Raw genomic sequence first — 13018 nt, forward strand, 5'->3', positions numbered from 1 at the left:
CTACCTAAAGGTAGGCCTTTTTCTTTTTGCTAGTCTTCGACTAGCTAGGCCTACTAGAGCCGTCTCCAGCCAAGGTTGTAGAGGTACTATCTATGTAGGTGTCCGTGTTAGACGGTGCTGGGAAGGGTAGGGTGTGAGCTAACAGAGGAGCGTAGCGACGTATGGGGCCCACACATCACCTTCTTCCAAACGTAAGATTTGCCGAGCTGCGAAGCAGAGAAGGGAAATCCACAGTGAGGATTGATAGGAAGCTGCGGCTAGTGGTAGGAGGTAACTATATCTAACCAGTAACGCGGCACGTAGTGCTCATGTTACTGAACAATATAGGTGTTGAGCAAATTCAATTATATGTAACTATACATTCAAACCTCAATTTGCATATCTATAATTAGCATTAATGAACGTGCTTTAAGATACGTTTTTTCTTATAGCTATGGTATACTAATTCTAGTACTATATTTTCATAGGAGGTCTTATGAGTAAGAAAATTGCGGTTCTCGTGGATGAGGATAGAATGCAGCGCTGTTCTTGTGGCGGTTGCTTAAAAGCATTTATGAATAAAGCAGATTCCTTTGAGCGTTATGCAGATGAGGATATTGAGTTGATAGGTTTCACGCATAGTGGTGGCGATCTAGCCAAGAAAATCGAGTCTTTCAAGAGTAGAGGGGTTACTACGGTTCATTTGTCTACGTGTACTCGTTATGAGAATGAAAATTATGAAAACATCGCAGAGCAGTGTGCTGAGGCCGGCTTTGATGTTGTAGGCTATACACATTGTATGGCTTCCTATCCTCCTAGGGTACCTGGTGAGCAGGGCAGTAGAAGCTGGAGAAGCGAAGCAGAGAAGGGAGATCCACAGTGAGGATTGATAGGAAGCCGCGGTTAGTGGTAGGAGGTAAACTAAATCTACACGGTAACGCGGCACGACGTGCCAATGTTACCGAACCGTAAATCAGTTGGGTAACTCTAAATTTGTGTAAATACAACTCCTTTCAAAGTATTTATTTATAAACATATTAAAACCCCTATAATCCATCATATCGGCTTATAGGGGTTATTTTTTATACTAAGCTTATCTTTAATTGTTTATCTAAGGCAAATGCAATTTTGCACATAGTAGTTAAACTTGTATTGGCTCCTTTTTCTATACGGGCAATTGTTGACTGTGGAACACCAGATTTTTCAGCTAAATCACGCTGTGTTAAACCCTCAGCCTCTCGTGATTTTAAAACGGCTAACGCGTTTTCTAATTTAGCTTTCTCTTCTAAATAGTTTTCTGTTAAGACTGGATTATTTATATCTTTTTCAAATATCTTATCTAAAGTCTTTAGTGGCATAATATTCCTCCTCAAATTCGTTATGACCATTTGGTCTAGTATAAGATATGAACTTAGGTTTCTCCATCCCAATCCTTCTTTCTCTCATGATAGCATATATGCATTCAAACCTCAATTTGCCTATCTATAATTAGCATCAATCAACGTGCTTTGAGATACGTATTTTTCTTATAGCTGTGTTATACTATAGTTCTAATACTATATTTTCATAGGAGGTCTTATGACTAAAAAAATTGCAGTCCTTGTGAATGAGGATACAATGCAGCGCTGTTCTTGCGGTGGTTGCTTAAAAGCATTTATGAATAAAGCAGATTCCTTTGAGCGTTATGCTGATGAGGATATTGAGTTGGTGGGGTTCACACATAGTGGTGGGGATCTTGCTAAGAAAATTGAGTCTTTCAAGAAAAAAGGCGTTACTACGGTTCATCTTTCTACGTGTACTCGTGGTAAGAATGAAAATTATGAAAGCATCGCAGAGCAGTGTGCGGAGGCAGGCTTTGATGTAGTAGGCTATACACATGGTAGTGCAGTTTCTAAAGAGGGGAAAGAGGCTGTTGTACTTTCAGCTAAAGTCGTCGCAACAGATGAATGATTGTTCCATTATTCATTCTATATTTATCATGAAGTAATATTATATAGGTAGTGTGGAAATTCTGGCGTTTTCTTACATTCTATATTGTTTTATTATATAGCTATATCATTGTTTAAGGGGTTGAGAGAATGAATAAGAAACTTACAGCGGCTACCTTATCTGTTGCTATGGCAGTGACAATGGCACCTACTATGATGCAAACGGCTTCTGTCAATGCTGCTTCTGCTGCGGTACAATCCTTAGCTGGTGGTGCTATTGCTATGGCTTACGTATCTACTGCATTAAATAAAATGGATAATTCTGCAGAGGGGCAACAGGAGAGTTTGGCACGCACAAAAGAGAAAACTGGTTATTTAAACGATAGTGCAGCTCAAGAGCGTGTAAATCGAATTATGAAGACATTAGAGGCTACACCTAGTGTAAAGCGTTCCTACGTTGTCTATGCGAATCCTGATGAGGAGTTTAATGCGTTTGCCACACTTGGTCGTGTTATGTCTATTAACAAGGGTGCTTTAGATACACTGGATGATGATCAATTAGCCTATGTAATGGCCCATGAAATTTCTCATGGCGAGCATAAAGATATTATTAATGGCGCTAAGAAACAAATTGGTCTTTCTACAGCAGTCGGTATAGCCGCTGGTGGTAGTGAAGGCGCGGCTATTTTATCTAATGTGGCAGGTAACTACTTATCCAATCAAGTGTTTACGATGAGTCAAGAAAAAGCCGCTGATGAGTTAGGCTTTAAGATTTTAAGTGAGTCTCCATACAATGTGGGTGGTGCAGCTGGTTCTATGGCAGTACTGCGCAACAAAGTGGGGGAACACTACCGTGAAGGGCTTTCACAAGTGGTAGCACCTAATAACCATCCAAAGTTGTCCGATCGGGTGAACAATAATATTTCTCGTATGTACACATATTCTGGGAATCATGTAAACGTATCGAATGGTACTGTGTACGTAAACGGTGATAATATCTATACTCCAGCAGGTAGTGGCCGCTACACAGGCGAAGAGCGTGCTTATTACATGGCTGGTAAATTGGCACGATTGTATCATAACAATCAAGTGACACCAGGTTCTGCATCCTATAGTGGTGACACTGTAACGGTAGCTGGTCAATCCATTGTTTCTACGCCAAATGTGGATGTAGCGTTGCAAGTGGCAACAAATCTTAACAATGCATTTGTAAAGCCTGCAGGTTCTGCTGTTAATGCGAAAAAACCAGTAAAGGTTAAACAAGAAAAACCTAAAAAGGTAAAAGAAAATAAAAAGGTAAAAGCTGATAAAGCTAAAAAATAAATAAGAGCTATACATGGCATATAATTTGCTTTAAGGATTTATGCTATTATAATGAGAATAATCAGAGGACTGAGCCCATAAAGGCTTAGTCCTCTTTTTATATAGATTGTAATATTTATAGTTTGAGTATAAGTTAATAAGTTTATAAGATATATTGAGCGCTATAGGAGTAATAAATAGACCGTAAAGATATAGATAGTCTGAAGTATAAGTATTATTCATGTGTGAATAAATTATATTCATGGAGTAATAATAAGCTCATAAAAATACAAAAAGATTTTTGATGGTGGAACGTGAATTATAATGATTTTCAACTATAAAATATGAGAGATTATCTTATTGAGCATAGTTTTAATAGATATAATTATTATATTTTTTATAATAATTATGAAGCTTTTATGCGAGAACTTAATATTGTCTATATATAGTGGATAGATGTATATTTAAGGTGGATGGAATATGTAGTTAGAATGGAATCCTATAGAAATATCATAACGGTAGGGGGTATAGGGTTATTGTACTTATAAATACTTTATAGGATAATGTCAATGTTGGTGGTTAATCTAATAATATAGATGACCATTTTTTTGTTAAATAACACGTAATTTTATATATTATATGGAGGCTATGATGGAGTATACAATTCACCTATTTAATGCAGGTGGTTTCGTTATGTATCCACTTGTACTATTCATGTTAGCAGCATGTACTATTTTATTTGAACGTATTCGTACGTACAGAAACATCAATCATGAGTTACAGCAGTTGTCCGATAGCATTGATGCCGGTCGTAATAGTAATAATTGGTCTACTCTAGAGAATTCTATAAAAAATAGTGATGATGCATTGAGTCGATTCGTGTCTCCTATCGTGGAGTCTGTATATAGTGCGGAAGGTTTAGAGAATCGTTTACATGATGTGGTAGGGTACATGGATGAACGTTTAAAACGTGGTCTTAACTGGCTTAGCATGATGGTAACAATGGCTCCATTACTTGGCCTTTTGGGTACTGTTGTTGGTATGATCCGCTCCTTCGCGGCCGTTGGTGGCGATATTGGTGCGCCTACTGTTATTACAGGCGGCGTATCCGAAGCGCTGGTTGCCACTGCAACAGGGCTTTCAGTAGCCATCGTAGCATTAGCCATCCATAGTTGGTGCACAGATAAAGTAAATTCAGATATCGCAAAGTTAGAGCAAAAATTAGGTTCTATTATGGATTTATATATTAGGAGTCAACGATGAAACGTAGTTCAGTAGGCATACAAAAAGAACCTACCATCATGATTATACCTATGATTGATATCGTTTTCTTCTTGCTCGTATTTTTCATGATGAGTACGTTGTATATGAATACAGAGGAACAAATTCCTCTTAACTTACCAAAGGCTTCCTCTTCTTCTGCAAAGACGATTGAGCCTATCACAATTTCATTAACAGCTACACATAAGATGTATTTGAATGAACGTGAGATTGTCCCTGATCAACTGGGCAATGAAATTCAAGGTATTGTTGCAAAAGAACCTCAACAGGCATTTATTGTGCGTGCCTCTGAGGATATTGCGTATAAGGACGTTATCAATATTTTAGATAATCTTAAAATTAGTGGTGCTCGGTTTGTTAGCGTAGCTACAGAACGGAAGTGATTCTATGGTAGATAAACGATATGGAATTCCTTTCGTAGCTGCATTGGCATTAAATCTTGTATATTGGGGTGTTGTAGGTGATTGGTTTGGTCATATAAAACCTCCAGAAACACCCAAAAAAGACTTGGTTATCAACCTTGATATGGGGCAGCAAGAACCTCCTCAAGAGAAGAAAGATCCTGAGAAATTAAAGATTCAACCTGACGACAAACCAGTCGCAGGAGGCGGTAAAGCAGGTAGTGTGTTGCCTGATTTATCGGGAAAGCCCACAGAAGGCTTAAAAAATCTGAATCCTTACTTAGGTGGTAATGAGATGGCATCAGTCAACTTGAATGGTAATACTGATAATCCTGTTGGCAATCCAGGCAGTGGCAATGTACCAGGCCCTGGTGGTGGTGGGGTTATTGGTAATGGAGGCCTTGGTAATGAGGGCAATGGTTCTAAAGGTGGTGATCCAGGTCCAGGTGATGTAGAACGTCGTGGGGGATCTTACGATAGTTCAGGTTATATTGCTCGCATTGAGAGTAATAAAGTAATGCCGCAACAGGCGGTGCGCCGTGGCCTCAGTGGACGAGTTTCCTTTGAAATCACTTTTGATGCCGATGGCAACTATGCAGGTGCTGAAATGATTGGTAGCAGTGGCTCTAGCATTCTCGATAATGCTGCTGCTAGCCTCGTAGAGAGCTCTGGCGGTATAGAGAATACAACAGGTGAGCCAGTTACAATTGTGGTTAATGTAGATTATGGTTTTAACTAATTTTCAATAGCTGATAATGTATGAATTATGTTTGTGTGTAGTTTTAATTCAGAAAATACAAGAAACGCATTTGTTAGAGGATTAGTTTTAATATTTTTTTTATTGTGTATTTATTGTGTGTGGAGGGGTTATGACGAGTCGTCGTATTTTATCTGCTGCTATTGCGGCAACGTTAGCGTTAGGTACGTATCAAGCCTATGCGTATGATGAGAACTTCAAGGGTTATGAGGTTCATAATGTTTCGGTAAAAGCCGATGCGGCAAAGGATGAGTATGGTAATACCATTACTGAGCAATCTTATTACCGTACTGGTGGTGATGTAAAGGTTATCACTCGTGAAGAGATTGAAAAACGTCATTATCGCGATGTAACTGAAGCGATTAAACGCGTTCCAGGTGTTACATTCCAAAATCCTGGTTACCGTGGTGGCGAGTATGGTTACCAATTTTATAATAATGGTGTGTCCATTAATGGTGACTCCCGCGTTGTAGTATTAGTAGATGGTCGTCGTGTAGACAATATTACATCTGGTCGTTTAGGTGATAGCTCTGAAAGAGGCTCTAAATCTACAGGTGTAAATATTGATGAAGTAACCAATATGGATGCTATTGATAAAATCGAAGTTATCAAAGGCCCTGGTGCTTCTCAATATGGTTCTGATGCTACAGGTGGTGTCATCAATATCATTACACGCCGTGGTAAAGGCAATTTCAGCGGTTCCGTTGATTTGGCTACAGGCAGCTGGAACAAGCATAGTTATAACTTGACTGTACAAGGTGCGGCAGGTAAGAATGCATCTACTGGTTACTTTGTAACAGCTACACGTACTATGTCTCAAGATACGAAGTATAAAGATGGCGATACTGGTGAAGTAGCCACTCTTACAGGTTCTAAATGGCGCGAAGAAGGATTTAATGCACGTATTGACCATGAGTTCAATAAGAAACAAAGCTTACAGTTCTCAATGAACTTCAAAAAAGGTCGCGATGGGTATCCAATTTCTACACCAAGCCGGAAATACTGGAATGCAGATGATTGGCGTCGCATTATTTTCAATGCTGAAGTTGGCCAATATGATACTAATTACAAGTTGAAAACAGATCCTAAATATGTAGATCCAGATGAAAATCCACAAGGTTATGCACCTAAGTTGTATGGTGACTCCAGAAACCCTGGCTACCACAATTTATTCGCTTTAGATGGTAACTACGGCTCTTATAGTAAGTTTAAAAACTTAGACACAGATTTGAAATTTACTTTCGATCGCCAAGGTCAAATGGAAAGCTTTGCTAGATTGTATCGTTTAGATCATCGATATGAAGGTCGCGATACATATACATGGTCTAAACTTGGTAGCGAGGCCGCACGTGCTGCCTATGCTGCGGCATTCCCTAATGGCGCTACTGTGGAGCAATTTAATGCATGGGTTGATTCCAATTTGGCACCATTCCCAGATCGTCGTGATGCATTGCGTCAATGGATTGCTGAAACAGGCGGTATGGCAGGTAGCCCAAATAGATGGTATAAAGAAAATAAAACAGGTGTAGAACTTCAATGGACTCGCCAACTTGATAAGCATGATATTATTGCTAATATCGACTATAGTCGCTCTAATTTGAATTCCCGTTCTATTAAACGTAATGGTGATGTAGTGTCTTCTGATATTCGTCGTAATACTTTATATGCTTATTTACAAGATAAAATCTACATTGGTAACAATGTGGAATTAACACCAGCATTGCGCTATGTACACTATAGCAGTATTCAAGGTAATGGCAGCGGTGACTCCCAAGGTAAGGGTAGTGTAAGCGCCTTAACACCTAGCTTGCATGGTCAAGTTAAGTTTAACAAAAAGACTAGCATGTACGCTGGTTGGACTCGCATCTTGAGACCGCTTAAAACAGGCGACTACGGTGCGGTTGATGGGGTATTTAATACACCGTTAGATGATGAAAAAGGCGATGCTTTCACATGGGGCCTATTACATACGTTTGGTAAAGGTAATAATACTACTGTAGCAGTTCATTATGATTACACGCGTATGAAAAATGCCATCGCTACATTGCCAATTTTGAATAGCAGATCCGGCGAGTTTGAAAAAACAGCAGTTAATGCAAAAGAAAACAAACAATCTTTCAATATTACAGTAGACCACAGATTAAATGAACATGTAACAATGAGTGCGTCTTACTCTCATATGAAAGATAAATGGTTATCTAAAGGTGGTTGGATTCTTGATCCAAACTGGGGTTATAGCAATAGCGATGATATCAATGTGGCTATTAATAGCTTGCGTCCGCAAAACCACTATGCATTGAACATTTCCTATGATAACAAGCGTCTATATTCTGGCTTGTTGATTAACTGGTACACTGGTAACAGCGACTATGCATTCACTCATAGACGTTTCCTCATCGTGGACTGGAACCTCAACTATGATGTAACAAAAGATTTAACTGCGTACATCGTGGTAAATAACGTTCTTAACCGCGCTTATGAAACAAGCTATAGTGCTTACAATGGTCGCGGTAGTGCGGCTATGCCAGCACGTTCCTTCATGATTGGGGCGAAATATAAATTCTAATGATTAGATTCAGCGTATTAATACTATGTCTATTAATATGTGTAGGTTGTGGTCCTCAGCAGGTAACTGTTGAGGACCATCAGTCTACACCAGTACATATCGAATTGCAGCCACCAGTGACAATTGAATCCTTTGTACGTCGAGGTGAGCCTTTTGAAAGTACCTATACAGCAGTGCCCGAGCGTGTGGTAGCGATGTGGCAAAACTCCATAGAAACTATCATTGCTCTTGGTGCAGGGGATCGTATCGTAGCGGGCATGGGGATTCCAGATCGCAAATACGTGCGACCAGAATACCGTGAGGCATACGATAAAATTCCATACAAGGATCTGAAATACGCCAATTTGGAAAGCGTATTGATGATGAAGCCTGATTTGTTGGTAGGTTGGAAGTCTACTTTTACAAATAAAATGTTACAAACACCTACATTTTGGCAGGCGAGACAAGCGAATGTATATATTGCAGAGTCCTCCTTGGGGGCTCAATCGGCGCTCACCATGGATATGGAGTATAAATATATTCGAGATTTGGGGCGTATTTTTAATCGAAACATGGAAGCAGAGCGTCTCATTCAAGAGATGCAACAATCTGTGGCGTACACGGTAGCCCAAACGGCTCATGAGAAGCCACCAAAGGCATTGTTTGTCGAGGTGGAAGGCAAGCATTTTCGATTGTATGGACATAAGACATTGGCAGGTAACATAGGGGATTCCTTACATGCCAATGTAATTGACACAGATACACCATCCATTAGTATGGAGGATGTTGTGGAAGAAAATCCAGATGTTATATTCTTGATTGTATCTGATGGTGAATATAGCCAAGCAGATGTGATTATGAACTATGTACTAACGCAGCCAGGTTTACAAGGTGTTAATGCATTGCGCAATAAGCGCGTTCATTTCTTACCATTGCTCGCTGTATATAGTCCTGGTATTCGTTTATCCGATGGTATCGACATCGTATCGCATGGGTTGTACCCTAATCTATATCCAGAAGGGGTACCAGATTTAATTCATTAATAAAGGAGCAGTATGCTAAAACGTATTGGATATACTGCTGGCGGATTTGTCCTCATAGGGGTGCTAGCAGTAGCCATTCTATGGGGACTTTCTGTTGGTACAGTACAATTTTCATTTTCTCAAATTTTTAATATTGTAATGGATCAATTTTCTAGCCCTTTGGCTATCGATGATCCCATGAATAGTCCTGATCAGACTATTATTTGGTTACTACGTATGCCGCGGTTGTTGATGGCCGCTATTATTGGGGCAGGTCTTGCCGTATCTGGCGTTATCATGCAGGCTATCGTTAAGAATCCACTGGCGGATCCTTATATCTTAGGTATTTCGTCGGGTGCATCCCTTGGCGCTACGGTAGCTATTTTATTCGGAATAGGCGTTATGTTCGGTGAGAACTTCGTCGGTGTTATGGCTTTTATTGGGGCCATGGCGATTTCCTTTGGTGTATTGTTTATCTCGAACTTGGGCGGTAGACCAAACTCTGTGAAATTAATTTTAGGAGGATTGGCTTTAAGCGCTGTATGTAGCTCCTTCTCCAGTTTTGTGGTCTATTTGGCGGACGATAAAGAAGGCATTCAAACCATTACGTACTGGTTGATGGGGAGCTTTGCGGGTGCTAAATGGGATATGTTGCCATTTATTGCCATCGTTGTACTCGTGAGCATTCTATTCTTTTGGTCTCAAAGCAGAGTTTTAAACATTATGCTTCTCGGCGATGAGGTGGCCATCACCTTAGGTCGTGATTTGCATAGATATCGACAAGTCTATTTGATTATTAGCTCACTTATTATTGGCTTTGTGGTGTACGCTGCGGGTATGATTGGCTTTGTGGGACTCTTGATTCCTCACCTCGTGCGCATGACTATCGGGACGAATCACTGGACTTTGATTCCATTCAGTGCATTAGGGGGCAGCATTTTCCTCGTCATAGCTGATGGCTTGTGCCGCTGCATTATTCCTCACGCAGAATTGCCAATTGGTATTCTCATTTCGCTCATTGGGGCGCCAACCTTTGTGTATATGTTGGTGCGTAAGAACTATGGATTTGGAGGGGAATAATGAATATTCAAACAGATAATATCCAAGTTTCATTTGGATCTAAAACAATTCTCCAGGATATTTCCCTAGATATACGAGACAAGGAATTCGTAGGGATTATAGGCCCTAATGGTAGTGGTAAAAGTACGTTTTTGAAATGCTTATATCGCGTGCTTCAACCTAATCATGGCAAGATTTTCTTTGACGGCACTGAAATGAGTTCCTTAAGTCACCGCGACACGGCCTTAAAAATGGCTGTAGTAGCACAGCATAGCACGGTTAACTTTGATTTTTCAGTTCTTGAAATGGTTCTCATGGGGCGCTCCCCGTATAAAGGGCTGCTTGATAGAGATCAAATTGATGACTATGAAATCGCTCGACATGCGCTGTCTCAAGTAGGACTTAGTGATTTTGAAAGTCGCAATTTTAATACCTTATCTGGTGGTGAGCAGCAGCGTGTTATCTTAGCACGTGCCTTGGCACAGCGCACAGAATGCCTAGTGCTAGACGAACCGACAAACCACTTAGATATTAAGTATCAGCTGGAACTGATGACGATTGTAAAACGCCTTGATGCAACTGTAGTGTCTGCTATTCATGATTTGAATTTAGCATCTATGTATTGCGACCGTCTCATTGCCCTAAAAGACGGCTCCGTAGTGTGTACAGGGACCCCTCACGAAGTATTGACAGAGGAGACCATCCGACACATCTACGGCGTGTCCGCCACGGTACAAACATTACCAAATGGACGATTAAATATTATATATAATATGGAATAAATAAAAAAAGAGGCGTGGATGATGAAACGAATGAATAAACAAGTCTGTGCAGCAGTGCTTATGGCATTAACTACTATGTCAATTAATAGTTATGCTGCAGATGTAACAATGGACAATAATGAAGAAGAAGTTACCATAAATGTTACAGCTAATCGTACAGCGTTATTAGATTTAGATACACCGGTATCGACTTCTGTTATTACTCAAGAGGATATACAAAATAGTGGTGCTAAGACGGCTTTTGATGCGGTTGCCAATGTACCTGGTGTAACCATTAATTCCTTTAGTGCGTCTGGCGCAGATTTTGGTGGCATGGATAGCCGTACGAATATTCGTGGCCTCGATCGCGGTGCACTGGTTCTTGTAAACGGTGTACCTATGAACTTAAATGGTAAGAGCGGAATTGGCTCTATACCTACCAGTGCCATTGAGCGCATCGAAGTGGTAAAGGGGGCGGCCTCTACCTTATATGGCGCTGAAGCTTTGGGTGGCGTTATAAATATCATTACAAAAATGCCGTCAAAAGAGGGCGGTTCTGCTACCGTAGCTGTAGGTAACCGGGGCTCTAAGCGATTTGACCTTTCTTATGGTACTGATCGATTCCTCGTTGGTATTGATAGAAAATACTGGGGTGCTCAAGATCCATCTACACCTGTGCGGTATGACTATACAGGCCGCAAGGGTTATGATTACTACACTACGCGCAATAAGGGTAACTTCCTAGGCGTGTTTATGAGCGGCAAGCTTTCAGATAAGGTAACCTTAAATTATAATCGCGCTGAAAGCCGGTCCTCCTTTGGTTTGATTAGTACAGAAACAAATCCTATGAGACAGGCTCGTCATTCTACGACCTATCATTACAAGGATGACCGCAATAATGTATCCTTGATTTACAAGGATGATAATACGACAGGCACCTTGTTCTATAATGACCGTACTATGCGCGGTGAAAGCCGTGTTCATAGTGCTAAACAGTTTAAACCGACAGATACTAGTTATGTAGCTCGTCAATATGGTATGGATGTACAGCACGAATGGGACTTTAGAGGTGGTAAGGATTATTTGATTGCCGGTGTTACAGGTAAGCAAGAAACCTATCGCGCCACACAGGCCCCTGTGTATACACGACCTCATCGCAATACCTATGCGGTGTACAGCAGCTATTCTCGCGAAATCAATCCAAAATGGACTGCCATTTTGGGCTTGCGCTATACAGCCATTAGTGATCCTATTAAGGATCAACATGTGTTAACGCCTCAGTTCCAATTGTTGCACACCATTAATAAAGCTTCCTCTATGTACTTAAATGTAGGGAAAGCGTACACGATGCCTAGCTTGAGTGATTCATTCCGCAGTGTAAACCGTCAATACACAGCAGTAAGTGGTAAAAATCTTAAGCCTGAAGAGGGCTGGAACTATGAATTAGGTTATAAACGCATTAATAAGAAGGATAGCTGGAAGGTGGACGTGTTCTATATGGACTTCAAGAACTTCTTCCAATGGCAACCTGATGTAAATGGTCGCCCAACGGTTCGCGTAAACGGTGGTAAATTCCACAATGTTGGGGTTGAAGCTGAGTATAATAGACATTTATCAGATCGACTCAAAATGAGTGTAAGTGGTTCTTATTCTAATCCAAAACAAAAGGAAATGAATGAAACCTATTGGAAACAAGCGGCTCCTAAGTTACAGTTTACAACCGGCATTCATTATAAAAGCTCTACGTGGGATGCAGGTACATCCTTGAACTTTGTAACCAAACGCTTGCGTAATCGCGATGGTGGTTTGAACCCTAACATTGCTCTTTGGAATGCTTACGTTGGGTATCACTTTAATAAAGATGCTACATTACGCCTCGATGCACGCAATCTTTTGAACCGTCATAATGTGGTGTCCAACGGCGATTATGAATACTGGGATGCACCATTTAATTATGAATTGAGTTATACACAAAAATTCTAA

The 13018-nt window shown here is 40.4% G+C and carries 12 protein-coding genes; 11 read left to right on the top strand and 1 reads right to left on the bottom strand.

Annotation, left to right across the window (positions count from 1 at the left end; translation table 11 throughout):
* The first annotated feature begins 475 nt into the window (after positions 1 to 475).
* Positions 476 to 862 (top strand): CGGC domain-containing protein, encoded by a 387-nt coding sequence (locus tag DWV85_RS05900; RefSeq protein ID WP_243632537.1) that lies wholly within the window; start codon positions 476 to 478, stop codon positions 860 to 862.
* Between the two features lie 199 nt (positions 863 to 1061).
* Here DWV85_RS05900 and DWV85_RS05905 read toward each other — a convergent pair whose 3' ends face one another.
* Positions 1062 to 1337: a helix-turn-helix transcriptional regulator gene (locus DWV85_RS05905; protein ID WP_123138286.1), complete on the bottom strand. Its 276-nt coding sequence runs from the start codon at positions 1335 to 1337 to the stop codon at positions 1062 to 1064.
* 220 nt (positions 1338 to 1557) lie between these two features.
* Here DWV85_RS05905 and DWV85_RS05915 point away from each other — a divergent pair, with 220 nt between their 5' ends.
* The 10 genes from DWV85_RS05915 to DWV85_RS05960 all read left to right on the top strand — a co-directional run bounded on the left by DWV85_RS05915 (position 1558) and on the right by DWV85_RS05960 (position 13018).
* Positions 1558 to 1929: a CGGC domain-containing protein gene (locus DWV85_RS05915; protein ID WP_123138288.1), complete on the top strand. Its 372-nt coding sequence runs from the start codon at positions 1558 to 1560 to the stop codon at positions 1927 to 1929.
* Positions 1930 to 2057: 128 nt separating this feature from the next.
* Complete coding sequence (locus tag DWV85_RS05920; RefSeq protein WP_123138289.1) at positions 2058 to 3230, top strand: M48 family metallopeptidase; 1173 nt, start codon at positions 2058 to 2060, stop codon at positions 3228 to 3230.
* A 630-nt stretch (positions 3231 to 3860) separates the two neighbouring features.
* On the top strand, positions 3861 to 4472 hold the full coding sequence (locus DWV85_RS05925) for a MotA/TolQ/ExbB proton channel family protein (protein WP_004694376.1): 612 nt from the start codon (positions 3861 to 3863) through the stop codon (positions 4470 to 4472).
* Positions 4469 to 4873, top strand: a complete 405-nt coding sequence (locus tag DWV85_RS05930; RefSeq protein ID WP_004694375.1) for a biopolymer transporter ExbD — start codon at positions 4469 to 4471, stop codon at positions 4871 to 4873. The genes DWV85_RS05925 and DWV85_RS05930 overlap by 4 nt, the downstream gene beginning before the upstream one ends.
* Before the next feature lie 4 nt (positions 4874 to 4877).
* Positions 4878 to 5630: a TonB family protein gene (locus DWV85_RS05935; protein WP_039965431.1), complete on the top strand. Its 753-nt coding sequence runs from the start codon at positions 4878 to 4880 to the stop codon at positions 5628 to 5630.
* Between the two features lie 130 nt (positions 5631 to 5760).
* Positions 5761 to 8214: a TonB-dependent receptor gene (locus DWV85_RS05940; RefSeq protein ID WP_123138290.1), complete on the top strand. Its 2454-nt coding sequence runs from the start codon at positions 5761 to 5763 to the stop codon at positions 8212 to 8214.
* A complete protein-coding gene (locus DWV85_RS05945) occupies positions 8214 to 9236 on the top strand; it encodes an ABC transporter substrate-binding protein (RefSeq protein WP_123138291.1) in 1023 nt (340 codons plus the stop codon). The genes DWV85_RS05940 and DWV85_RS05945 overlap by 1 nt, the downstream gene beginning before the upstream one ends.
* A 12-nt stretch (positions 9237 to 9248) precedes the next feature.
* The gene (locus DWV85_RS05950) at positions 9249 to 10295 is read left to right on the top strand and encodes an iron ABC transporter permease (RefSeq protein ID WP_123138292.1); all 1047 of its coding nucleotides are present in this window, start codon (positions 9249 to 9251) and stop codon (positions 10293 to 10295) included.
* Positions 10295 to 11056 (top strand): ABC transporter ATP-binding protein, encoded by a 762-nt coding sequence (locus DWV85_RS05955; RefSeq protein WP_123138293.1) that lies wholly within the window; start codon positions 10295 to 10297, stop codon positions 11054 to 11056. Before DWV85_RS05950 ends, DWV85_RS05955 begins: the two co-directional genes overlap by 1 nt.
* An 18-nt stretch (positions 11057 to 11074) precedes the next feature.
* Positions 11075 to 13018, top strand: a complete 1944-nt coding sequence (locus tag DWV85_RS05960; protein WP_123138294.1) for a TonB-dependent receptor — start codon at positions 11075 to 11077, stop codon at positions 13016 to 13018.

Origin of the sequence: Veillonella sp. AF13-2, from assembly GCF_003603295.1 — a bacterium.
Lineage (GTDB): Bacteria > Bacillota > Negativicutes > Veillonellales > Veillonellaceae > Veillonella > Veillonella parvula_E.